At 67.9% G+C, this 21539-nt stretch carries 22 protein-coding genes; 10 read left to right on the forward strand and 12 right to left on the reverse strand.

Annotated elements, in window-relative coordinates; all coding sequences use genetic code 11:
- Positions 1–32 precede the first annotated feature (32 nt).
- Positions 33–749, reverse strand: a complete 717-nt coding sequence (gene pgl / locus ACYVD0_RS21265) for a 6-phosphogluconolactonase (protein WP_460428649.1) — start codon at positions 747–749, stop codon at positions 33–35.
- Between the two features lie 174 nt (positions 750–923).
- Here pgl and ACYVD0_RS21270 point away from each other — a divergent pair, with 174 nt between their 5' ends.
- Complete coding sequence (locus ACYVD0_RS21270) at positions 924–1790, forward strand: MurR/RpiR family transcriptional regulator (protein ID WP_460428650.1); 867 nt, start codon at positions 924–926, stop codon at positions 1788–1790.
- Positions 1791–1809: 19 nt separating this feature from the next.
- Here the strand turns inward: ACYVD0_RS21270 and ACYVD0_RS21275 are convergent, their stop codons facing one another.
- From ACYVD0_RS21275 to ACYVD0_RS21300, 6 genes are all read right to left on the reverse strand, one after another.
- Positions 1810–2778, reverse strand: a complete 969-nt coding sequence (locus tag ACYVD0_RS21275) for a glucokinase (protein WP_460428651.1) — start codon at positions 2776–2778, stop codon at positions 1810–1812.
- A complete protein-coding gene (gene edd, locus ACYVD0_RS21280) occupies positions 2775–4601 on the reverse strand; it encodes an IlvD/Edd family dehydratase (RefSeq protein WP_460428652.1) in 1827 nt (608 codons plus the stop codon). The genes ACYVD0_RS21275 and edd overlap by 4 nt, the downstream gene beginning before the upstream one ends.
- A gap of 87 nt (positions 4602–4688) precedes the next feature.
- Positions 4689–5438, reverse strand: coding sequence for an SMC-Scp complex subunit ScpB (gene scpB, locus ACYVD0_RS21285; protein WP_460428653.1), 750 nt, complete (start codon positions 5436–5438; stop codon positions 4689–4691).
- On the reverse strand, positions 5435–6274 hold the full coding sequence (locus tag ACYVD0_RS21290; protein ID WP_460428691.1) for a segregation and condensation protein A: 840 nt from the start codon (positions 6272–6274) through the stop codon (positions 5435–5437). Before ACYVD0_RS21290 ends, scpB begins: the two co-directional genes overlap by 4 nt.
- Positions 6275–6322: 48 nt before the next feature.
- The gene (locus tag ACYVD0_RS21295) at positions 6323–6952 is read right to left on the reverse strand and encodes an L-threonylcarbamoyladenylate synthase (protein ID WP_460428654.1); all 630 of its coding nucleotides are present in this window, start codon (positions 6950–6952) and stop codon (positions 6323–6325) included.
- Positions 6953–6965: 13 nt separating this feature from the next.
- Complete coding sequence (locus ACYVD0_RS21300) at positions 6966–7829, reverse strand: PHP domain-containing protein (RefSeq protein WP_460428655.1); 864 nt, start codon at positions 7827–7829, stop codon at positions 6966–6968.
- Positions 7830–7895: 66 nt separating this feature from the next.
- Here ACYVD0_RS21300 and ACYVD0_RS21305 point away from each other — a divergent pair, with 66 nt between their 5' ends.
- The 5 genes from ACYVD0_RS21305 (at position 7896) to ACYVD0_RS21325 (ending at position 11449) form a co-directional block, all read left to right on the forward strand.
- Complete coding sequence (locus ACYVD0_RS21305) at positions 7896–8498, forward strand: inner membrane-spanning protein YciB (RefSeq protein ID WP_460428656.1); 603 nt, start codon at positions 7896–7898, stop codon at positions 8496–8498.
- Position 8499: 1 nt separating this feature from the next.
- A complete protein-coding gene (locus tag ACYVD0_RS21310; RefSeq protein WP_460428657.1) occupies positions 8500–8799 on the forward strand; it encodes a YciI family protein in 300 nt (99 codons plus the stop codon).
- A gap of 14 nt (positions 8800–8813) precedes the next feature.
- On the forward strand, positions 8814–9491 hold the full coding sequence (locus ACYVD0_RS21315; RefSeq protein ID WP_460428658.1) for a response regulator transcription factor: 678 nt from the start codon (positions 8814–8816) through the stop codon (positions 9489–9491).
- A gap of 106 nt (positions 9492–9597) precedes the next feature.
- Positions 9598–10044, forward strand: coding sequence for a hypothetical protein (locus ACYVD0_RS21320; protein WP_460428659.1), 447 nt, complete (start codon positions 9598–9600; stop codon positions 10042–10044).
- A gap of 64 nt (positions 10045–10108) precedes the next feature.
- Complete coding sequence (locus tag ACYVD0_RS21325) at positions 10109–11449, forward strand: sensor histidine kinase (protein WP_460428660.1); 1341 nt, start codon at positions 10109–10111, stop codon at positions 11447–11449.
- A gap of 9 nt (positions 11450–11458) precedes the next feature.
- Here the strand turns inward: ACYVD0_RS21325 and ACYVD0_RS21330 are convergent, their stop codons facing one another.
- Together ACYVD0_RS21330 and ACYVD0_RS21335 are read right to left on the reverse strand one after the other, a co-directional pair.
- A complete protein-coding gene (locus tag ACYVD0_RS21330; protein WP_460428661.1) occupies positions 11459–12019 on the reverse strand; it encodes a nitroreductase family protein in 561 nt (186 codons plus the stop codon).
- 61 nt (positions 12020–12080) lie between these two features.
- On the reverse strand, positions 12081–12452 hold the full coding sequence (locus tag ACYVD0_RS21335) for a YkgJ family cysteine cluster protein (RefSeq protein ID WP_460428662.1): 372 nt from the start codon (positions 12450–12452) through the stop codon (positions 12081–12083).
- Between the two features lie 225 nt (positions 12453–12677).
- Here ACYVD0_RS21335 and ACYVD0_RS21340 point away from each other — a divergent pair, with 225 nt between their 5' ends.
- A complete protein-coding gene (locus ACYVD0_RS21340) occupies positions 12678–14129 on the forward strand; it encodes a TrkH family potassium uptake protein (protein ID WP_460428663.1) in 1452 nt (483 codons plus the stop codon).
- Between the two features lie 54 nt (positions 14130–14183).
- Here ACYVD0_RS21340 and queF read toward each other — a convergent pair whose 3' ends face one another.
- Positions 14184–15017 carry an NADPH-dependent 7-cyano-7-deazaguanine reductase QueF gene (gene queF / locus ACYVD0_RS21345; RefSeq protein ID WP_460428692.1) on the reverse strand — a complete coding sequence of 278 codons (834 nt, stop codon included), beginning with the start codon at positions 15015–15017 and terminating at the stop codon, positions 14184–14186.
- A 122-nt stretch (positions 15018–15139) separates the two neighbouring features.
- Between queF and ACYVD0_RS21350 the strand changes: the two genes are divergently transcribed.
- Positions 15140–15823 carry a response regulator transcription factor gene (locus tag ACYVD0_RS21350; RefSeq protein ID WP_460428664.1) on the forward strand — a complete coding sequence of 228 codons (684 nt, stop codon included), beginning with the start codon at positions 15140–15142 and terminating at the stop codon, positions 15821–15823.
- On the forward strand, positions 15820–17133 hold the full coding sequence (locus ACYVD0_RS21355) for a sensor histidine kinase (protein WP_460428665.1): 1314 nt from the start codon (positions 15820–15822) through the stop codon (positions 17131–17133). The genes ACYVD0_RS21350 and ACYVD0_RS21355 overlap by 4 nt, the downstream gene beginning before the upstream one ends.
- Positions 17134–17136: 3 nt before the next feature.
- Here ACYVD0_RS21355 and ACYVD0_RS21360 read toward each other — a convergent pair whose 3' ends face one another.
- Positions 17137–17916 (reverse strand): ABC transporter permease, encoded by a 780-nt coding sequence (locus tag ACYVD0_RS21360; RefSeq protein ID WP_460428666.1) that lies wholly within the window; start codon positions 17914–17916, stop codon positions 17137–17139.
- Positions 17913–18845, reverse strand: coding sequence for an ABC transporter ATP-binding protein (locus ACYVD0_RS21365; RefSeq protein WP_460428667.1), 933 nt, complete (start codon positions 18843–18845; stop codon positions 17913–17915). Before ACYVD0_RS21365 ends, ACYVD0_RS21360 begins: the two co-directional genes overlap by 4 nt.
- Positions 18846–19035: 190 nt before the next feature.
- On the opposite strand from ACYVD0_RS21365, the gene ACYVD0_RS21370 reads away from it, so the two are divergent.
- Positions 19036–21483 (forward strand): acyl-CoA dehydrogenase, encoded by a 2448-nt coding sequence (locus ACYVD0_RS21370; RefSeq protein WP_460428668.1) that lies wholly within the window; start codon positions 19036–19038, stop codon positions 21481–21483.
- The last annotated feature ends 56 nt before the right edge of the window (positions 21484–21539 follow it).

Below are 21539 nucleotides of genomic sequence, written 5' to 3' on the forward strand. Positions count from 1 at the left end.
GATGGGGATGGGCATGCGACGCTCCTCGGCCCTCAGGGGCACCAGTAGATCTCGAGAGAGGCATGCAGAAAGGCACGGATCGGCATCTGCCGGGCATCCTCGTCGGCCAGCGCGGCGCGCAGGGTGGCCAGCTTGGCCTCGCCCTGGATCTGCAGCAGCGTCCGATGCGCCGAGGCCAGCAGTGGCAGGGTCAGCGTCAGGCGCTGGTGGGGCACGCTTGGCGCCAGCATCGGCAGGCAGCGGCGCGGGCATTCGGGATCGAGCGCCGCGGCCAGGTTCGGGCTACCGGGGAATAGCGAGGCGGTATGGCCGTCCTCGCCCATCCCCAGCACCAGCACGTCGATTGGCAGGGGTAGCCCGGCCAGCGCTGCGTCGGCCAGCTGCGCCGCAGCCTCCAGGGACTCGGTCGGCTGGTAGAGCCCGACAAAGTGCGCCTGCGCCGCCCGGCCGCGCAGCAGATGGCGCTGCACCAGGCCGGCATTGCTGTCGGAATGGCCGATCGGCACCCAGCGCTCGTCGGCCAGGCTGATCGTCACCTGCTCCCAGTCCAGCGCCTGCTCCGCCAACTGCTCGAAGAAGGCGACTGGGCTGCGTCCGCCGGATACCACCAGGCTCGCCCGACCCCGAGTTCCGATGGCCGCCCGCAAGGCCTCTGCCACCTCCTGCGCCATGGCTGCAGCAAGCTCTTCAGCATTGGCCAATTCATGGGTGGCTACACCCGGAGGCAATTCAATTGTATGGATAGACATAGCAAGTTCCTGTTTCGGTCTTCTCGGTAACGCTCAGTGTATTGAATGTATTTTTTACCAGTTTAGAAAAGAACGCCCTGTTTTCTCCAAGGAATTTCCCGAGCCGTGTTGTAATAAAACTACGGAGTCTTGTAAAAACGCAGAAAAGCCCTCAAGCAAGGACAAGGAAACGGCATGAGAAATTTCCTCGAACAGATCCAGGGGCGCCTCGATGAACTGAACAAGGCCGAACGCAAGGTCGCCGAGGTCATTCTGCAGGATCCGCAACAGGTCATGAGCCTGAGCATCGCCGCCCTGGCCCAGGCGGCCGGTGTCAGCGAACCGACCGTCAACCGCTTCTGCCGCTCCCTCGAGGCCAGTGGTTATCCGGCCCTGAAGATCCAGCTGGCCCAGAGCCTGGCCAGCGGCGCCGCCTACGTCAGCCAGGCGGTGGCGGCGGACGACGGCCCCGCCGCCTATATGCGCAAGATCTTCGGCAGCACCATGGCCGCCCTCGACAGCACCTGCCAGGGGCTCGACCCGCAGAGCGTCGACCGGGCCGTCGACCTGCTGATCCAGGCCCGGCAGATCCACTTCTTCGGGCTCGGCGCCTCCGCCTCGGTGGCCCTGGATGCGCAGTACAAGTTCTTCCGCTTCAACCTCGCCGTATCGGCGCAGAGCGACGTGCTGATGCAGCGCATGCTCGCCTCGGTGGCGCACACCGGCGAACTGTTCGTGATCATCTCTTACACCGGCCGCACCCGCGAACTGGTCGAGGTGGTGCACATCGCCCGCAGCAACGGCGCCTCGGTGCTCGGTCTGACTGCTGCCGGCTCGCCGCTGGCCAGGGCCTGCACCCACAGCCTGGACATTCCGCTGCAGGAGAACACCGACATCTACATGCCGATGTCCTCGCGGATCATCCAGCTCACTGTGCTCGACGTGCTGGCCGCCGGCGTGACCCTGCGCCGCGGCGTGGACTTCCAGCCGCATCTGCGCAAGATCAAGGAAAGCCTGGCGAAAACCCGCTATCCGACCGACGACGAAGTGACCGAGGAGTGACCGGCCGAAGCGCGGCGCTTCATTCGGGCGAGCGCTCCGAGCACGCCTGCAGGGCCAGCCCGGCGCCCAGCAGGCCAGGCTGCTCGGCCGTTGCCAGCCACACCGGGATGTCCTCCAGGTAGTCGCTCATCACCCCCTTGTCGACGAAGCAGCGGGCGAAGCCGCTGCTCTGCAGGAAGTCGGCGAAATGCGGCAGGATGCCGCCGGCCAGATAGACCCCGCCGCGCGCACCCAGGGTCAGCACGTGGTTGCCGGCGACCCGCCCCAGCCAGCAGCAGAACTGCTCCAGCACCGCCGCCGCGCCGGCATCGCCGACCAGCGCTGCGGCGCTCACCGCGGCGGCCGAGGCGAACTGCGGCGCCTGTCCGTCGAGGGCGCAGCTCGCGCGGTACAGCCGCAGCAAGCCGCCGCCGCTGAGTACACTTTCCGCGCAGACGTGGCCGAGTTCGCGCTGCAGCAGCTGCCACAGGGCCACCTCGCGCGCATTGCCGAGCGGCAGGTCGACATGCCCCCCCTCGCCCGGCAGGATCCGCCAACTCCCCACGCCGTCCGGCAGCAGGGCGCTGACGCCGAGTCCGGTGCCCGGCCCCAGCACCAGCCGGGGACTGCCGGAGACGGCCCGCCCAGGCCGGATGATCAGCCGCTCGTGGTCGGCCAGGCGGGTCATGCCGAGGGCCATGGCGGCGAAATCGTTGATCACCAGCAGCCGGCGCAGGCCCAGCGCATGGGTGAGCGCCAGGCGGCCAAACTGCCAATGGTTGTTGGTGAGACGGAAAAGATCGCCATGCACCGGCCCGGCGCAGGCCAGGCAGGCCGCTTCCAGCGCCGCCAGCGGCAGGTCCAGTTCGGCGAGATAGGCGCGGATCGCCTCCTCCGGACCAGGATAGTCACCCGTGACCAGCACCCGCAGCGCTTCCGGCCGGCCATCCCGCCAGAGGGCGAAGCGCACCTGGGTACCGCCGATGTCGCCGATCAGGGCCAGTTTCATTTAAGTGCCCCGAGATGCTCGGAGAACACGCAGGCCCCCTCCTCGGCCGGACTGAAGGCTGCGCGCATGAAGGCGAACAGCTCGCGGCCGCAGCCCACGCCGGCATCGGCCGGCGGCGCGACCGCCTCCCGCGCCGCCCACTCCGCCGCCGGCAGCAGCACGTTCAGCTCGCCGCTCTCGCCGTCCACGCGGATCGGATCGCCGTCGCGCAGCCGGGCCAGCGGCCCGCCCTCCTGCGCCTCGGGACAAACGTGAATCGCCGCAGGGATCTTGCCGGACGCCCCGGACATGCGCCCGTCGGTGACCAGCGCGACGTGGTAGCCGCGATCCTGCAGCAGCCCCAGGTAGGGAGTGAGCTTGTGCAATTCGGGCATGCCGTTGGCCTTCGGCCCCTGAAAGCGCACCACCGCCACCAGGTCGCGCTCCAGCTCGCCGGCCTGGAAGGCCGCGGCCAGCTCGGCCTGGCTGGCGAAGACCCGTGCCGGCGCCTCGACCACCCGGTGCTCCGGCGCCACCGCGGAAACCTTGATCACCCCGCAGCCGAGGTTGCCCTGCAGCACGCGCAGGCCGCCTTCGGCGGAGAATGGCCGGACCGCCGGCCGCAGGATTCCTTCGTCGAGGCTCTGCCGCGGGCCTTCGCGCCAGACCAGTTGGTCCTCCTCGAGAAACGGCTCCTGGCTGTAGCGGCCCAGCCCGCGGCCCAGCACGGTGTTGACGTCCTCGTGCAGAAGCCCGGCGCCGAGCAGCTCGCGGATCAGGAAGGGCGTGCCGCCGGCCGCGTGGAAGTGGTTCACGTCGGCCTGGCCGTTGGGATAGACCTTGGCGATCAGCGGCACCACTTCGGACAGGTCGGCCATGTCCTGCCAGGTCAGGCGGATGCCGGCGGCCTGGGCCATGGCCGGCAGGTGCAGGCTGTGGTTGGTCGAGCCACCGGTGGCGAGCAATGCCACCACCGCGTTGATCACCGCCTTCTCGTCGAAGATCTCGCAGAGCGGCAGGTAGTCGCCGGCCTGTTTGGTCAGGCGCGTCACCTGCCGGGCTGCCTCGCGGGTCAGCGCGTCGCGCAGTGGCGTGTAGGGATTGACGAAGGCGGCGCCCGGCAGGTGCAGGCCGATCACATCCATCAGCACCTGGTTGGTGTTGGCGGTGCCGTAGAAGGTGCAGGTTCCGGGGCTGTGGTAGGACTTCATCTCCGAGTCGAGCAGCTCCGCGCGGCTGGCCTTGCCTTCGGCGTAGCGCTGGCGGGTTTCAGCCTTCTCCTTGTTGGAGATGCCCGAGGGCATCGGCCCGCCGGGCACGAAGACGAAGGGCAGATGGCCGAAGCGCAGCGCGCCGATCAGAAGGCCAGGGACGATCTTGTCGCAGATCCCCAGGCACAGCGCCGCGTCGAACAGGTTGTGGGACAGCGCCACCGCGGTGGCCATGGCGATCACCTCGCGGCTGGCCAGGCTCAGCTCCATGCCCGCCTCGCCCTGGGTGACACCGTCGCACATCGCCGGCACCCCGCCGGCGAACTGGCCGACCGCGCCGATCTCCTGCAGGGCGGACTTGATGATCGGCGGAAAATGCTGATAGGGCTGATGGGCCGAGAGCATGTCGTTGTAGGCCGAGACGATGGCTACGTCGACATGGTTGGGCAGGCGCAGGCGCTGCTTGTCGTCCTCGCCGCAGCCGGCCACGCCATGGGCGAAGTTGGCGCAGGGCAGCCGGGCGCGCGACGGCCCCTCGGCGGCGGCGCGGCGCATCTGCTCGAGATAGCGCTCGCGGGTGGCGCGGCTGCGCTCGGTCAGCCGCCGGGTAACTTCGAGAACTTGGGGATGCATCGCGGACTCCCACTGGCTGGTCAGTATTCATTTAGGCCCAGCGCCGGGAAATGGACAAGCCGCAGGCGGTTTTCGCCGCCGCCCCGCTCAGGAGTCGTCCGCAGTGCGCTCCATGCCGGTATCGCCCGGGACGTCCGCCTCCGGCAGATCATCGAAGTCGGTCTTGAGCCCCTGTTCCATGGAGTCCAGCTCTGCCAGCAAGCTGCGGAAGCTGGTCTGCTCGGCCGGCTCGGCGAGTTCGGCGCGCACCTGCAGGCCGGCCGGCGGCAGTTCCCCGTCGTCCGTGGTGCCCGACGCGGGCTCCAGGCTGCGCAGGACCGCCAAAGGCGGCAGCTCGTCGAGGCTCTTCAGGTTGAAATGGTCGAGAAAGGCGCGGGTGGTGGCGAACAGCGCCGGCCGGCCCGGTACCTCGCGATGGCCGACCACCCGTATCCACTCGCGCTCCTGCAAGGTCTTGACGATGTTGCTGCTCACCGCCACGCCGCGCACCTCCTCGATCTCGCCGCGGCTGATCGGCTGGCGGTAGGCGATCAGCGCCAGGGTTTCCAGCAGGGCCCGAGAGTAGCGCTGCGGGCGCTCCTCCCAGAGACGCCCGACCCAGGGTGCGAAGCACTCGCGCACCTGCAGGCGATAGCCGGAAGCCACTTCCTTCAGCTCGAAGGCGCGGCCCTGGCAAGAGTGTGCGAGGATCGCCAGGGCGTCGCGCAGGCGGGCCGGCTCAGGCCGCTCGGCCTCCCCGAACAGCTCGCCGAGGCGCTCCAGCGACAGCGGCCGGCCGGCGGCGAGCAGATAGGCCTCGAGCAACACCGCCAGTCCGGCCGGATCGTTCAGGTTCATCCCATTTCTCCCGAAGGCTCGTCCGTACGGATGCGCACATGGATGGGCGCGAAGGGTTCGGTCTGCACCAGCTCGACCAGAGACTCCTTGATCAGCTCGAGCACTGCCATGAAGGTCACCACCACCCCCAGGCGCCCCTCCTCGGCCCGGAACAGCTGCACGAAGGGCACGAAGCTACCGTCCCGCAGGCGCTCCAACACCTCGCTCATGCGCTCGCGGGTGGACAGCGTCTCACGGCTGACCTGATGACTTTCGAACAGGTCGGCGCGGCGCAGTACCTCGGCCATGGCCAGCAGCAGCTCGTCCAGGCCGACCGTCGGCAGCAGGCGGCGCACCCGCGCCTGTGGCGCCTCCAGCTGCGCCAGGTGCAGTTCACGACCGACCCTCGGCAGGCCGTCGAGTTCCTCGGCAGCGCTCTTGTAGCGCTCGTATTCCTGCAGGCGGCGGATCAGCTCGGCGCGCGGGTCCTCCTCTTCCTCCTCGGCCTCCGCCGAACGCGGCAGCAGCATGCGCGACTTGATCTCGGCGAGCATGGCGGCCATCACCAGGTATTCGGCGGCCAGCTCCAGGCGCGCGACCTTCATCAGCTCGACGTAGCCCATGTACTGGCGGGTGATCTCGGCCACCGGAATGTCGAGGATGTCGATGTTCTGCCGGCGGATCAGGTAGAGCAGCAGGTCGAGCGGCCCCTCGAAGGCCTCGAGGAACACCTCCAGGGCGTCCGGCGGGATGTACAGGTCCTGCGGCAGCTCGGTCAGCGCCTGCCCGTAGACCAGCGCGAAGGATGGCTCCTGGCGCTCGCCGGCTCCGGAGGCGGCGGATCCTTCGTCCGGCATGGACTCGTCGGCAGGCGCGGCGCCGGCCTGCACTGGGCGACGCAAGACTCAGGCTTCGCCGGCGAAGGGTGCCGGGTCGCCGCAGCCGATGCGCAGCACTTCGGGCTCGCCGTCGAGCAGGCTGACCACGGTGGAGGCCTCCAGGGCGCCGGCACCGCCGTCGATGACCAGATCGACCTGGTGTTCGAGGCCCCGGCGCATCTCCTCGGGCTCGCTCATCGGCAGCGTCTCGCCGGGCAGGATCAGGCTGGAGCTCATCAGCGGCTCGCCAAGCTCTGCCAGCAGGGCCTGGGCGATGCGATTGGCCGGGATGCGCAGGCCGACGGTGCGCCGCTTGGGATGCAGCATGATGCGTGGCACCTCGCGGCTGGCGTTGAGGATGAAGGTGTAGGGGCCCGGGGTCCAAGTCTTGAGCAGGCGGAAGGCTCCGGTGTCGACCCGGGCGAACAGGCTCAGTTGGGAGAGGTCGCTGCACACCAGGGTGAAATTGTGCCGGTCGTCCAGCTGGCGCAGGCGGCGGATGCGCTCCAGTCCAGCCTTGCTGCCGAGCTGGCAACCGAGCGCGTAGGAGGCGTCGGTGGGATAGACGATCACTCCGCCGCCACGGACGATCTCCACGGCCTGGCGGATCAGGCGCAATTGGGGGTTTTCCGGATGGATCTGGAAGTACTGACTCACATGAGTTCCCTGTTCAGAGGACGGCGCAGTGGCGGACATGGGCGAAACGCGTCCAGAGAGGCGGCAGGTCGTCCGGCAGCGGGCGGTACAGACCCAGCTCGGACCACGCATCAGGGGCATGGAAATCACTGCCGGCGCTGGCCAGCAGGCCGAACTCGCGAACCAGAATGGCCAGACCGCCGACCTGCTCGGCCGGCTGCAGGCCGTTGCTGACCTCCAGCGCATGGCCGCCGGCATGGATGAAATCTCCGACCAGGCGGCGCCGTTTGCTGCGGGTGAAGTCGTATTGCCAGGGATGCGCCAGGCTGATCCAGGCACCGGCCGCACGCAGGGTGGCGACCGACTGCTCGAGGCTCGGCCAATGCTGTCTGACGTCGCCCAGCTTGCCCGCCCCCAGCCACTTGCGGAAGGCTTCCGCACGGTCCCGGGCGTGCCCGGCACGGACCAGGAACTCGGCGAAGTGCGGGCGCGCCGGCGCGTTGCCACTGTCACCCAGTTCGCGCTGCACCGCCCGGGCGCCCTCCAGGGCACCGCCCATGCCCTTGATGGCCAGCCGCCGGGCAATCTCCCCGGCCCGCTGCCAGCGCCCCTCGTGCAGCCCGGCGAGGGCCTGGCGCAGCGCCGGCGCATCGCTGGCGAAGGCGTAGCCGAGCACATGCACGGTCGCCCCACCCCACTGGGCGGAAAGCTCGATGCCGTTGATCAGCTCGATGTCCAGCCCGGCGGCGGCGGCCTGAGCCTCGGGGAGCCCGTCCAGGGTGTCGTGGTCGGTCAGCGCCAGCAACTGGACGCCACGTCCGTAGGCGCGGCGAACCACCTCGGCGGGGCTCAACGCACCGTCGGAAGCGGTACTGTGGCAGTGCAGATCGACCTTCATGGCGCTGGCTTTCGCGGCTGTCGAGGTTTGTTATTATGCCGTCACATCCCGCTTCTGGCTGCCACAGTGAAACAATTCATCGATTTCATTCCGCTGATTCTCTTTTTCATCGTCTACAAGCTGGAACCACGCGCCGTCGAACTGGCCGGCCAGAGTTTCACTTTCGGCGGCATCTTCAGCGCCACCGCGGTCCTGATCCTCGCCTCGCTGCTGGTCTACGGCGTCCTGTTCCTGATCCAGCGCCGGCTGGAAAAGGGCCAGTGGATCACCCTGCTCGCCTGCCTGGTGTTCGGCGGCATGACCCTGACCTTCCACAGCGAGACCTTCCTCAAGTGGAAAGCGCCGGTGGTCAACTGGCTGTTCGCCCTGGGCTTCGCCGCCAGCCACTTCATCGGCGACCGCCCGCTGATCCAGCGCATCATGGGTCACGCGGTCAGCCTGCCGGCGCCGTTGTGGACGCGCCTGAACCTCGCCTGGGTGGCGTTTTTCGTGTTCAGCGGCTGCGCCAACCTGTTCGTCGCCTTCACCTTCCACGAATTCTGGGTCGACTTCAAAGTGTTCGGCAGCCTGGGCATGACCGTCCTGTTCCTGGTCGGCCAGGGGGTCTTCCTCGCCCGCCACATGCAAGAACACGCCACCGGCCCCTCCTCCGCCAAGCCCAAGGACTGACATGCTCTACGCCATCATCGCCACCGACACGGAAAACTCCCTGGACAAGCGCCTGGCCACCCGCCCTGCCCACCTCGCCCGCCTGCAGCAGCTGAAGCAGGAAGGCCGCCTGGTGCTGGCCGGCCCGCATCCGGCCGTGGACAGCCCTGACCCCGGCCCGGCCGGCTTCAGCGGCAGCCTGGTAGTCGCCGAGTTCGAATCCCTGGCCGCCGCCCGTAGCTGGGCCGAGGCCGACCCCTACTGCGCCGCCGGCGTGTATGCCGAGGTCAGGGTCAAGCCCTTCAACAAAGCCCTGCCCTGACTTTCTGCGCCGCCATGAGCGAACTGCTGCTGATCGACGACGACCATGAGCTGTGCGAGCTGCTCACCAGTTGGCTAAGCCAGGAAGGCTTCCAGGTGCGCGCCTGCCACGACGGCCACGGCGCCCGCATCGCCCTCACCGAAAAGACCCCGGATGTCGTGGTACTGGACGTGATGCTGCCCGACGGCTCCGGTCTCGAGCTGCTCAAGCAGCTGCGCGGCGACTATCCCGGCTTGCCGGTGCTGATGCTCTCCGCCCGCGGCGAGCCGCTGGACCGTATCCTCGGCCTGGAACTCGGCGCCGACGACTATCTGGCCAAACCCTGCGATCCGCGCGAACTGACTGCCCGCCTGCGCGCCGTGCTGCGCCGCAGCCAGCCGCCGGCGGCCTCCAGCCAGCTGGAGCTGGGCGACCTGTGCTTCAGCACAGCGCGCGGAGTGGTCGACATCGGCAGCCACGAGATCGCCCTCACCGTCTCCGAGAGCCGTCTGCTCGAAGCCCTGCTGCGCCAGCCGGGCGAGCCGGTGGACAAGCAGACCCTGGCGCAACTGGCCCTCGGCCGCAAACTGACCCTCTACGACCGCAGTCTGGACATGCACGTCAGCAACCTGCGCAAGAAGCTCGGACCGCACCCGGACGGCAGTCCACGCATCGTCGCCCTGCGCAGCCGCGGCTACTACTACAGCGCCTGAAGGCATATTTACCCAGCCTTTACCCTCGCCTGACCCCACCTGACCGTGCATTTCCTAGACTGAACTCACCCGGCACACAGCCGATTCCGCAATGAGGAAACACACCATGCGCAAGACTCTTTCCATACTGCTGCTCGCCGCCGCCCTGCCCGTCGCCGCAATTGCCGCAGAGCCGGGCCACCCCGGATACGGCATGGGCCCCGGCTATTACTATCAGGGACGGGACGGCATGCCCGGAACAATGGGCCCCATGCACGGGATCACCCTGAACGCCGAGCAGCGCAAGGCGGCGCACAAGGCATATCAGGAAACCGCCAAGGAGAAGCGCGAGATCACCCAACGCTACCTGGACAAGCTGTCCGAGGCCGACAAGGAAGCCATGCAGAAAGAGCTGCAGGCCAGTCGTGAAAAGGCCGACAAGGCCTTCCGCGCCCAGCTGACTCCAGAGCAGCTGAAGGCCTTCGACGAGCGCAAGGCCGAGCAGGAAAAACGCCGCGCCGAATGGGAAGAATTCCGCAAATGGAAGGCCGAGAAGGAAGGCAAGCAGAACTGAGCCCTTCCCCGCCGAACCGCCCACCGGGCGGTTCGGTTTTCCTGCCTGCAACACCGAGTTCCCTATGCGCTCACTCTTCTGGCGAGTCCTCGCGGCATTCTGGCTGGCCCTGGTGCTGGTCGCCGGTCTGTCCCTGCTGCTCGGCCGAGCACTGAACAACGATGCCTGGATCATTGCCCGCCACCCCGGCATGCAGGACCTCGCCACCCGCTGGACGGAACGCTACGAGGCACAGGGGGCGCTGGCCGCACAGCCCCTGCTGGACGAGAACCGCAACCAGTATCGCGTCTTCGTCCAGGTGCTGGACGAGACCGGACGCCACCTCTCCAGCCGCGACCTCACCCGGCGTCATCGACCGCCGCCACCGCCCCACGAGCTCGGCAACCGCCCGCCTCTGCCGCGCTTTCCCTGGCGCCAGCTGAGCCAGGAATACACCAGTCCGAAGAGCGGGCAGACCTACCTCTTCATCTACCGGATTCCCCACGAGGAGCTGCAGGCCTGGCGCCACGACAGTCTGCTCTGGCCACTCAGCGCCCTGCTCATCGCCCTGGTGGTGCTGACCCTGCTCAGCCTGCTGCTGACCGTCTCGATCACCCGCCCGCTGAACCGCCTGCGCCGTGCCGTGCATGACCTCGGGCAGACCAGCTACCAGCAGAACAGCCTGGCGCGCCTGTCCAACCGGGGTGACGAACTGGGCGTGCTGGCCCGCGACTTCAACCGCATGGGCGCGCGCTTGCAGAGCCTGATCGGCAGCCAGCGCCAGCTGCTGCGCGACGTCTCCCACGAACTGCGCTCGCCGCTGGCGCGGCTGCGCATCGCCCTGGCCCTGGCCGAACGCGCCGAAGCGGAAGAGCGCGCTCGCCTGTGGCCGCGCCTGACCCTGGAATGCGACCGCCTGGAGGCGCTGATCGGCGAGATCCTCACCCTGGCGCGCCTCGATGCCGACCCCGGTGCAGCCCGCCCGATCGACCTGGCCGAACTGGTCGCACGCCTGTGCAACGACTATGCCCTCAGTGCTCCAGATCGGGAAATCCGCAGCGAACTGCCCCCTGGGCTCGAGCTTTCAGGTTGGCCGGACATGCTCGAACGGGCGCTGGACAACCTGCTGCGCAATGCCCTGCGCTTCAGCCCGGCGGACCGGCCGGTGGAAATCCGCGCCGAACGCCGCGCCGAACGCCTGCTGCTCAGCGTGCATGATCATGGCCCTGGAGTGGCGGAGGAACATCTGGCCCGCCTGGGCGAGCCCTTCTACCGCGCTCCCGGACAGAGCTCGGCCGGTCACGGATTGGGCCTGGCCATCGCCCGACGCGCCGCGGAATGCCATAACGGCCGGCTGATCCTCGCCAATCATCCGGACGGCGGCTTCGTTGCCAGCCTCGACCTGCCGTTGGCAGCGCCCCAGTGAGCCACCGGCTCAGGCTGGCCAGGCACTGACGAAATTGGCCGTCATCAACCGATGCGGCACCCGCAACTCGCCTTCCGGCGTCCCCAGGTAGAGAAAGCCGACGATCCGCTCATTGCCGGCCAGTCCCAGGCCGGCCGCCACCAACGGATCGTAGGCCGCATCGCCAGTCCGCCACATCGCCCCGAGTCCCTGGGCATGGGCGGCCAGCAACAGGGCATGGGCGGCACAGCCGGCACTGAGCAGTTGCTCCACATCCGGCACCCGAGGGTGCTTCTTCAGGCTGGCGATCACCACCACCAGCAGGGGCGCACGCAGCGGCGCGCTGCGCGCCTTCTGCAGGACTTCCTCGCGAGCCTCCGGCTGGCCGGTGGCGATGGCGCTGGCGAACAGCTCGCCGAGGCGCTCCCGGCCCTCGCCCTCCACGGTCAGAAAGCGCCAGGGACGCAACTGGGCATGGTCCGGCGCGCGCAGGGCGGCGGCGAACAGGCGCTCCCGCTGCTCGGCGCTCGGCGCCGGGTCATGCAGGCGAGCGACGGAAACGCGGTTGAGCAGGGCATCGAGAGCCTCCATGGGCACCTCCTTGGCAGTGATATGGGCTGATTCTATGCCGAGCCGTCAGGCTTCGCCGCGCTCAGGCCACCCGCTCCGGGGCCAGATCCGGCTGCAGCGGCGGCGTCAGCGGCGGCAGGCCATAGGCGGCGCGGGCCGTGTCGCAGTGGGGATTGGCCAGGCCGTTGCTCCAGGCAGCCTCGAACTCCCGGCAGGTACTGGAGCGCTGCTCGTAGAGGGTACAGCGCACCGCACCGCCGACTTCGCCGAGCAGGCCGATGCAGCGCACCGGCCTGCTTTCTGTGCCGCACATCGCCACCCGATGCGGGCCGACCGGCACCACCAGATCGTCCGGGACGAGCCCGCCGGCGGAGCGGCACTCGCCCCAGAAGAAGGACACACGAAAATGCGCGCAGCAGGCACCGCACGTCAAACAAGGATTCAGATTGGACATGATTGGGAACTGAACGAGAAACCGGCACGGGCCGGCGCCCAGGCGGCGCGAGGGAACGGCGAGAGCAGCCGCATGGACACCCTTCGCCCGGCCTGACCCTGACAAGCACCGCTATTCTATTCGCCACCATGCACTTGTGAAGTACCCGGCGCGCCCCCGCGGTTTACAGTGCGACCGGCGCAGGTAGAATGGCCCGCCTTGAACTCTCAGCCCAGGCACCTTTCCATGGCTCTGCCGACTCTGCGCATCATCGGCTTCATTCTCGGCATCTTCCTGATCACCCTCGCCATCAGCATGATCCTGCCGATGCTGACCTTGCAGATCTACGAACATACCCACGAGATCGAATCCTTCACCTGGGCGAGCATGATCACCCTCAGCGCCGGCGTCGCCCTGATTCTGCCCGGCCGTCCGGAGCATGTGCAGCTGCGGCCCCGCGACATGTATCTGCTGACCACCGCCAGCTGGCTGGTGGTCTGCGTCTTCGCCGCCCTGCCGCTGAACCTGCTGCAGAACATCAGCTATACCGACGCCTTCTTCGAGACCATGTCCGGCATCACCACCACCGGCTCGACGGTACTGTCCGGGCTGGACAGCGCCTCGCCGGGCCTGCTGATGTGGCGCTCGATGCTGCAGTGGCTGGGCGGCATCGGCTTCATCGGCATGGCAGTGGCGATCCTGCCGCTGCTGCGCGTCGGCGGCATGCGCCTGTTCCAGACAGAATCCTCGGACTGGTCGGAAAAGGTGATGCCGCGCTCGCACATGGTGGCCAAATACATCGTCGCCATCTACGTCGGCTTTACCCTGCTCGGCATCCTGGCCTTCCACCTGGCCGGGATGGGCTGGTTCGACGCCGTCAACCACGCGATGACTTCCATTGCCACCGGCGGCTACTCCACCTCGGACGCCTCGCTGGGCAAGTTCGGCCCGGCCGTGCACTGGGTCGCCATCGTTCTCATGCTGCTCGGCGCCCTACCGTTCACCCTCTACGTCTCGACCCTGCGCGGCAACAGCCAGGCCCTGTTCCGGGACCACCAGGTACGCGGCTTCCTGCTGATGCTGACGCTCACCTGCCTGCTGTTCAGCCTCTGGCTCTGGATGCATTCCGAACAAGCATTCATGGACGCCTTGCGCATCGTCACAGTGAATGTGGTGTCGGTGGTCACCACCACCGGCTACGCCCTCGGCGACTACACCCAGTGGGGCGGCTTCGCGGTGATGGTATTCTTCTACCTGACCTTCGTCGGCGGCTGCTCGGGCTCGACCAGCGGCGGACTCAAAGTGTTCCGCTTCCAGGTCGCCTACGTGCTGCTCAAGGCCAGCATGCGCCAGCTGATCCACCCCCGTGCGGTGCTCAAGCAGCAATACAACGGCCACAACCTGGACGAGGAGATCGTCCGCTCGATCCTCACCTTCTCGTTCTTCTTCACCGTCACCATCGGCGCGGTCGCCCTCGGCCTCAGCTTCATCGGGCTCGACCTGATCACCGCCCTGACCGGCGCCGCCACCGCAGTGTGCAACGTCGGCCCCGGCCTCGGCCCGATCATCGGCCCGGCCGGTAACTTCGCCAGCCTGCCGGACGCCGCCAAGTGGCTGCTGTCGATCGGCATGCTGCTCGGCCGTCTGGAGATCATCACCGTGCTGCTGCTGCTGACCCCGAGCTTCTGGAAGCATTGAGTAGGCATTGCGCCCGCTCATCGCCCCTCCCTCAAGCCCTCTTTTTCGAGCTTTTCACTGGCGCGCCAGGCGCCGGTTATCCGGAACGATGGACTCGGTGCTACGGTAAGGGTTGATGTCCAGCCCGCCGCGGCGCACGTAGCGTGCGTAGACGGTCAGCCGCTCCGGCTCGAGCAGGCGTTGAAGGTCGAGGAAGATGCGCTCGACGCACTGCTCGTGGAAATCCGCATGCTGGCGGAAGCTCACCAGATAGGCCAGCAGGCTGGCGGGGTCCAGCGCCGGGCCACGGTAGTCCACCACCACACTGCCCCAGTCCGGCTGGCCGGTCACCGGACAGTTGGACTTGAGCAAATGGCTGTGTAGCACGGCCTCCACTCGGTGCGGTGGATCGCAACGCAGCAGTTCGGGAGACGGCTGCCCATAGCGCTCGATGGCCACATCCAGCGCGTCGATGCACCGCCCGGGGAGTGCCGCGACGCCCTCTTCCTGCACCTCGGCCAGGCTGCGCAGGCGCACCGCCACCGGCGCCCCGGCCGCGGCCGAAAGGTCCGCGGCCAGGATCTGGCGCAGCGCCTCGTGGTCGGCGAAGACGGTCTGGTTGAGGGAGTTGAGATAGAGCTTGAAGGACTTCGACTCGACGATGTTCGGCGAGTCGGCGGGAATGACGAACTCGCCGATGGCCACCACCGGCTTGCCCGAGGGCAGCAGCCAGGACAGCTCGTAGCAGTTCCACACATCCACCCCGCGATACGGCAGGCTCGCTGCCGTCAGCCCCAGCTCGGCCCACTTCGGCGCACGCGGAATGGGGAACAGCAGGGATGGCGTATAGGTGTCGAGGTATTTGCTGGACTTGCCCAGCGGAGAGTGTTCGGCAGCGGGATGCATGATGCAAAAACCTGATGGTGTGAACGAGCGCGGCAAGTGTATCGGGTTCGCGGCCGGCTTTCATGCCGGAGGACGGGTGGGACCGCAGCCGGTATAAAGGGCACCCTCCTACTACGGACACAGCGATGAAACTGCTGATCGTCGAAGACGAACCCAAGACCGGCCGCTACCTGCAGCAGGGCCTCGGCGAGGCCGGCTTCACCGTCGACCTGGCCGCCGACGGCACGTGCGGCGAACGCCTGGCGCTGGAGGGCAACTACGACCTGCTGATCCTCGACGTGATGTTGCCCGGCCGCGACGGCTGGCAGATCCTGCACGACCTGCGCCAGACGGGACTGGAAACGCCGGTGCTGTTTCTCACTGCCCGCGATGCTGTGGCGGATCGGGTGCGCGGCCTGGAGTTGGGCGCCGACGACTATCTGGTCAAACCCTTCGCCTTCGCCGAACTGCTGGCGCGGGTGCGCACCCTGCTGCGCCGTGGCCAGAGCACGGCGCCGGAGACCCGCCTGCAGGCCGCCGACCTGGAGCTCGACCTGTTGCGCCGGCGGGTCCGCCGCGGCGAACGGCGCATCGAGCTGACACCCAAGGAATTCGCCCTGCTCGAGCTGCTGCTGCGCCGCCAGGGCGAGGTGCTGCCCAAGTCGCTGATCGCCGCCGAGGTCTGGGGCATGCACTTCGACAGCGAGACCAACGTCGTCGAGGTGGCCATCCGTCGCCTGCGCGCAAAGGTCGACGACGACTTCGCCAGGCCGCTGATCCATACGGTGCGCGGCATGGGCTATGTCCTCGAGGTGCGCGACGCATCATGAGGCCGCTGTCCCTCGGCGCACGCCTGAGCCTGCTGTTCGCCGCCTGCAGCGCGGCCGTCTCGCTGCTCGCCGGCGCCTTCTTCAACCAAGCCAGCGAGGCGCATTTCGTCGAGCTCGATCACCAACAACTGGAAGGTGAGCTGGCAGTGCTGCGCGGCCTGCTCGACGGCGTTACCGACGAGGCGGATCTGCCGGGCCGCCTGCCTGCCGTGCGGGAAGAGCTGGCCCAGCATCCGGAACTGGCCCTGCGCATCGCCGGCAGAGACGGCCGGAGCTGGTTCGACAGTCTCCCCAGGCGCCACGATCCCAAGGCCTACCGCAGCCTGGAGGCGCCCCTGGAACCACGGCGCGCCGACGGCGTGCGGCTGACCCTGCGCCTGAACATCGCTCACCACCGGCATTTTCTCGAAAGCATGCAGCGGCTGATCTGGCTCGGCGTCGGGCTTTCCGCCCTGGCCACCGCCCTGCTCGGTGCCTGGGTGGTGCGCCGCAACCTGCGCCCGCTGCGGCGGATGGGCGAGGTGGCGGCGGGGATCTCCGCCAGCTCGCTGACCACCCGCCTGGAGGAGCATCGCCAGCCCGCCGAACTGGCCGAGCTGGCCCAGGCCTTCAATGCCATGCTGGCCCGACTGGAGGATGCCTTCGCGCGCATCTCGGCCTTCTCCGCCGACATCGCTCACGAGCTGCGCACGCCGCTGTCCAATCTGCTGACCCAGACCCAGGTGATCCTCTCCCGGCCGCGCGCCCTGGAGGACTACCGCGAAACCCTGCACTCGAACCTGGAGGAGCTGCAGCGGCTGGCGCAGATGGTCGCCGACATGCTGTTGCTGGCCAAGGCGGACCATGGTCTGCTGCTGCCGAGCCGCGAGCCCATGGAGCTCGGCGCGGAAATCGACGTCCTGCTCGACTACTTCGCGCCGCTCGCCGAGGACGCCGGGGTGCGCCTGGAGCGCCGCGGCGAGGCGCGACTGGCGGCCGATCGCAGCATGCTGCGGCGAGCGCTGTCCAATCTGTTGGACAACGCCCTGCGCTTCACCCCGGCCGGTGGCGAGATCCGCCTGGAGGTGGCGAGCACTGCGGGCCACCTGCGCCTCGAAGTCGGCAACAGCGGCCCGGCCATCCCCGCCGGACAGCTGCCGCGGCTGTTCGACCGCTTCTACCGGGCCGATCCGGCACGCCGCGAGGGCAGCAGCGAACACGCCGGCCTGGGTCTCGCCCTGACCCGCTCCATCGTTCGCGCCCACGGCGGGGAGATCCGCTGCGAGTCGACCGAGGGCTGGACGCGTTTTATCCTCGAGTTTCCCGGCTAGCCCCTACTGGCGCATGCCGCGCCCGCTCACCAGCAGACGCAGGCAGTAGACGTATAGCAGCGCGGTGGCCAGCAGCATGAAGGCGATGGCGATGCCAATGTGGATGTCGGAGACGCCGAGAATGCCATAACGAAAGGCATTGACCATGTGCAGGATAGGGTTGGCCAGCGACACCGTCTGCCAGAACGGCGGCAGCAGGTCGATCGAGTAGAACACCCCGCCGAGGTAGGTCAAGGGCGTCAGCACGAAGGTTGGAATGATGGAGATGTCGTCGAAGTTGCGCGCGAACACCGCATTGATGAAGCCGCCCAGGGAGAAGATGGTCGCGGTGAGCAGCACCACCAGCACGATCAGACCCAGATGGTGCACCTGCAGGTTGGTGAAGAACAGCGACAGCAAGGTGACAATCAGCCCCACCGCCAAGCCGCGCAGCACGCCGCCCAAGGTATAGCCGACGAGGATGATGTGCGGCGAAACCGGCGCCACCATCAGCTCCTCCACCGAGCGGTGGAACTTGCTGCCGAAGAAGCTCGACACCACGTTGCCATAGGAGTTGGTGATCACCGCCATCATGATCAGCCCGGGGACGATGTAGTCCATGTAGGGAAAGCCGCCCATCGCGCCGATGCGCCCACCGATCAGGTTCCCGAAGATCACGAAGTACAGCACCATGGTGATCGCCGGTGGCAATAAGGTCTGCGGCCAGATGCGCAGGAAGCGGTGCACCTCGCGGACGACGATAGTCTGCAGGGCGACCAGGTTGGCGCGCAGTTCCAGGCTCATGGCGCCCCCCCGTCGAGATTCCTTTCCACCAGAGACACGAACAGCTCCTCCAGACGATTGGTCTTGTTGCGCAGGCTAAGCACCTCGACACCCTGCTGCTCCAACTGGGAGAACAGTGCGGTCATGCCCCGGCTCTTCTCCACCTGCACCTCCAGGGTATGGTCGTCCACCAGCCGCGACGGATAGCCCGGCAGGTACGGCTCGACCAGCTGCGGCTCCTTGAGATCGATCAGGAAGGTCTCCACGTGCAGCTTCTTCAGCAGCTCGCGCATGCTGGTGTGCTCGACGATCCGTCCGTGGTCGATGATGCCGATGTGGCGACAGAGCTGCTCGGCCTCCTCCAGATAGTGGGTAGTCAGAATGATGGTGATGCCCTGGCGGTTGAGTTCGGTGAGAAAGCTCCACATCGAGCGGCGCAGCTCGATGTCCACCCCAGCGGTGGGCTCGTCGAGGATCAACAGGCGCGGCTGGTGGACCAGCGCCCGGGCGATCATCAGGCGCCGCTTCATGCCGCCGGAGAGCATCCGCGAGGGCACGTCGCGCTTGTCCCACAGCCCCAGCTGGGTCAGGTATTGCTCAGCGCGAGCCTTGGCGATGCGTGCCGGGATGCCGTAGTAGCCGGCCTGGGTGACGACGATATCGAGGGTCTTCTCGAACTGGTTGAAGTTGAACTCCTGCGGCACCACGCCCAGGCAGCGCTTGAGGCCGGCCGGATCCTGGTCGAGGTCATGGCCGAACACCTGCACGCTGCCGCTGGTCTTGTTCACCAGGGTCGAGAGAATGCCAATGGTGGTGGACTTGCCGGCCCCATTGGGGCCAAGCAGGGCGAAGAAGTCGCCTTCGGCCACCTCCAGGTCGATGCCGCTGAGGGCCTGGAAGCCGTTGCCGTAGGTCTTGGTCAGCTGCCGGATGGACAGAGCAGAACTCATGGGAATATACGCCCGGATCGGATCGGGAAAGGCGGCATATGGGGGCACGGCACCCCGATTGCAACCGCCGTCCCGCAAGGCCGGGGCCGGCACGGCACAATTTCGCTGATCCGCACTCGGCTATTCTCATGGGGATCGCGCTTTCCGGCAGGCCATGCGTCAGCCTGCGCCCCAATCAGGAAGGATACCAATGCTGCTTGTCTGGCTTCTGCTTCTGGCCATCGGCCTGGTCGTGCTGGCCCATCTGCGCACGCCGGCCCTGCCCGCCCTGGCACTGGCCGCCCTGTACCTGACGGCCATGGGACTTTCCGGCGACGCACCCGGCTGGCTGCTGGTGCTGCTCTGGCTACCCTGGCTGGCGGCCGCCCTGCTGCTGGCCCTGCCGCACCTGCGCCGACGCTACCTCAGCGGCCCGCTGCTGGCCTGGCTGGGCAAGACCCTGCCGCCGCTCTCCGGCACCGAACGCGAAGCCATCGAGGCCGGCAGCGTGTGGTGGGACGGTGAGCTGTTCAGCGGCCGGCCGGACTGGAACAGGCTGCTGGCCCTCCCGAAACCCACCCTCACGCAGGAAGAGCAGGCCTTTCTCGAAGGCCCCGTCGAGGCGCTGTGTGCCATGGTCAGCGACTGGGAGATCGGCCAGCGCCTCGACCTGCCGCCCGAGGCCTGGACGTTCATCAAGGCGCAGGGCTTCTTCGCCCTGATCATTCCCCGGGAGTACGGCGGCAAGGGCTTCTCCGCCTACGCCCACTCGCAGATCGTGCTGAAGCTGGCCACCCGCAGCGGCGACCTGGCCTCGACGGTGATGGTGCCCAACTCCCTCGGCCCGGCGGAACTGCTGCTGCGCTACGGCAACGAGGCGCAGCGCAGCCACTACCTGCCGCGCCTGGCCGACGGCAGGGAGATTCCCTGCTTCGCCCTGACCGGACCGCATGCCGGCTCCGATGCCGGCGCCATGCCCGACAGCGGCGTCGTCTGCCATGGCCAGTGGCAGGGCGAGGAAGTGCTCGGCCTGCGCCTGAACTGGGAAAAGCGCTACATCACCCTCGGCCCGGTGGCGACCCTGCTCGGCCTGGCGTTCAAGACCTACGACCCCGAGCACCTGCTCGGCGACCGGGAAGAGCTGGGCATCAGCCTGGCGCTTATCCCCACCGATACGCCCGGCGTGGAGATCGGCCGCCGCCACCTGCCGCTTGGCGCCGCCTTCATGAACGGGCCGAACGCCGGCCGGGACGTGTTCGTGCCGCTGGACTGCCTCATCGGTGGCCGGGAAATGATCGGCAAGGGCTGGTCGATGCTCATGGAATGTCTGTCGGTGGGCCGCTCGATCTCCCTGCCGGCAGTAGGAGCCAGCGTGGCCAAGGGCTGCAGCTATGTCAGCGGGCGCTATGCGCGAATCCGCGAACAGTTCGGCGTGCCGCTGGCCGCCTTCGAGGGCATCCAGGAAGCCCTGGCGCGTATCGGCGGCAATGCCTGGCTGATGGATAGCGCCCGCATCCTCACCGCCCAGGCGGTGGATCTTGGCGAGAAGCCCGCGGTGCTCTCGGCCATTCTCAAGTACCAGTTGACCGAACGTGCCCGCGAGTGCATCTCCCACGCCATGGACATCCACGGCGGCAAGGCCATCGCCATGGGGCCGAACAACTACCTGGCGCGCTTCTGGCAGATCACGCCAATCTTCATCACCGTGGAAGGCGCCAACATCCTTACCCGCAACCTGATGATCTTCGGCCAGGGTGCAGTCCGCTGCCATCCCTATCTGCTGCGGGAAATGACCCTCGCCGGCCGTGCGGACCAGGCCGGGGTGCTGGACGAGTTCGATGCCGTGCTGCGCGGGCATCTGGGGCACGTCATTGGCAATGCCGGCAGTACCCTGCTGCTCGGTCTAGGCGGCGGCTGGCTCGACAGAGCCCCGGGCGACGCCCTGAGCCGCCGTCATTTCCGCGCCCTCAACCGCCTGGCGGCCGCCTTTGCTCTGCTCGCCGACCTCTGCCTGCTGCGGCTCGGCGGCGACCTGAAGCGCCGCGAGCGTCTCTCGGCACGCCTGGCCGACGTGCTGAGCCACCTCTATCTCGGCTCGGCCGCACTCAAGCGCTATCACGACCTGGGCCGTCCCCGGGAGCAGTGTGCGCTGCTCGCCTGGGCCATGGAGGAGTCCCTGGCCCGGGCCGAGGAGGCTCTGGCCGGCATTCTGGCCAACTTCCCCAGCCGTCCGCTCGGCGTGCTGCTGCGCGCCCTGGTGTTCCCCCTGGGCCGCCGCCACCGGGGGCCCTCCGACCGGCTGGACGCGGAGATCGCCGATATCCTCGGCCGTCCCGAGGACGACCCGGCCCTGGCGCCGCTGCTCGAGGGGTGTTATCGCCCACAATCCCCCGACCAGCCGCTCGGTGCCTTGCAGCAGGCCTTCAAGCGACTCACCGCCAACCAGACCAGTGCCAGGAAACTGCGCGCGGCGCTCCGGGAAGGTCACCTGCGCCCGGCCCCCGGAGCCGACCCGATCGAGGCGGCGCTGGCGGCCGGGGTGCTGGACAGCAGCGAGGCCGCCGCCCTGCATGCCGCGGAAGAGGCACGGCGGCAGGTCATCGACGTCGACGACTTCGCCCCGGAAGCACTGCGGCTGCACGAAGGCCAGGTCCGCTGAGGGGCTGAGAGCCTCCTTCGCCGGCTTGCTATAATCCGCGCGCTCTTCAAGACAGG

Source organism: Azotobacter armeniacus (genome assembly GCF_054779355.1).

Coding starts and splice junctions, on each gene's coding strand:
- ACYVD0_RS21300 (WP_460428655.1), bottom strand. CDS start 7,829: ATGAAGGTCGATCTGCACTGCCACAGTACCGCTTCCGACGGTGCGTTG.
- ACYVD0_RS21365 (WP_460428667.1), bottom strand. CDS start 18,845: ATGAGTTCTGCTCTGTCCATCCGGCAGCTGACCAAGACCTACGGCAAC.
- edd (WP_460428652.1), bottom strand. CDS start 4,601: ATGCATCCCCAAGTTCTCGAAGTTACCCGGCGGCTGACCGAGCGCAGC.
- ACYVD0_RS21350 (WP_460428664.1), top strand. CDS start 15,140: ATGAAACTGCTGATCGTCGAAGACGAACCCAAGACCGGCCGCTACCTG.
- ACYVD0_RS21340 (WP_460428663.1), top strand. CDS start 12,678: ATGGCTCTGCCGACTCTGCGCATCATCGGCTTCATTCTCGGCATCTTC.
- ACYVD0_RS21315 (WP_460428658.1), top strand. CDS start 8,814: ATGAGCGAACTGCTGCTGATCGACGACGACCATGAGCTGTGCGAGCTG.
- ACYVD0_RS21370 (WP_460428668.1), top strand. CDS start 19,036: ATGCTGCTTGTCTGGCTTCTGCTTCTGGCCATCGGCCTGGTCGTGCTG.
- ACYVD0_RS21270 (WP_460428650.1), top strand. CDS start 924: ATGAGAAATTTCCTCGAACAGATCCAGGGGCGCCTCGATGAACTGAAC.
- ACYVD0_RS21360 (WP_460428666.1), bottom strand. CDS start 17,916: ATGAGCCTGGAACTGCGCGCCAACCTGGTCGCCCTGCAGACTATCGTC.
- pgl (WP_460428649.1), bottom strand. CDS start 749: ATGTCTATCCATACAATTGAATTGCCTCCGGGTGTAGCCACCCATGAA.
- ACYVD0_RS21310 (WP_460428657.1), top strand. CDS start 8,500: ATGCTCTACGCCATCATCGCCACCGACACGGAAAACTCCCTGGACAAG.
- ACYVD0_RS21330 (WP_460428661.1), bottom strand. CDS start 12,019: ATGGAGGCTCTCGATGCCCTGCTCAACCGCGTTTCCGTCGCTCGCCTG.
- ACYVD0_RS21355 (WP_460428665.1), top strand. CDS start 15,820: ATGAGGCCGCTGTCCCTCGGCGCACGCCTGAGCCTGCTGTTCGCCGCC.
- ACYVD0_RS21335 (WP_460428662.1), bottom strand. CDS start 12,452: ATGTCCAATCTGAATCCTTGTTTGACGTGCGGTGCCTGCTGCGCGCAT.
- ACYVD0_RS21275 (WP_460428651.1), bottom strand. CDS start 2,778: ATGAAACTGGCCCTGATCGGCGACATCGGCGGTACCCAGGTGCGCTTC.
- ACYVD0_RS21290 (WP_460428691.1), bottom strand. CDS start 6,274: ATGCCGGACGAAGGATCCGCCGCCTCCGGAGCCGGCGAGCGCCAGGAG.
- ACYVD0_RS21325 (WP_460428660.1), top strand. CDS start 10,109: ATGCGCTCACTCTTCTGGCGAGTCCTCGCGGCATTCTGGCTGGCCCTG.
- ACYVD0_RS21320 (WP_460428659.1), top strand. CDS start 9,598: ATGCGCAAGACTCTTTCCATACTGCTGCTCGCCGCCGCCCTGCCCGTC.
- scpB (WP_460428653.1), bottom strand. CDS start 5,438: ATGAACCTGAACGATCCGGCCGGACTGGCGGTGTTGCTCGAGGCCTAT.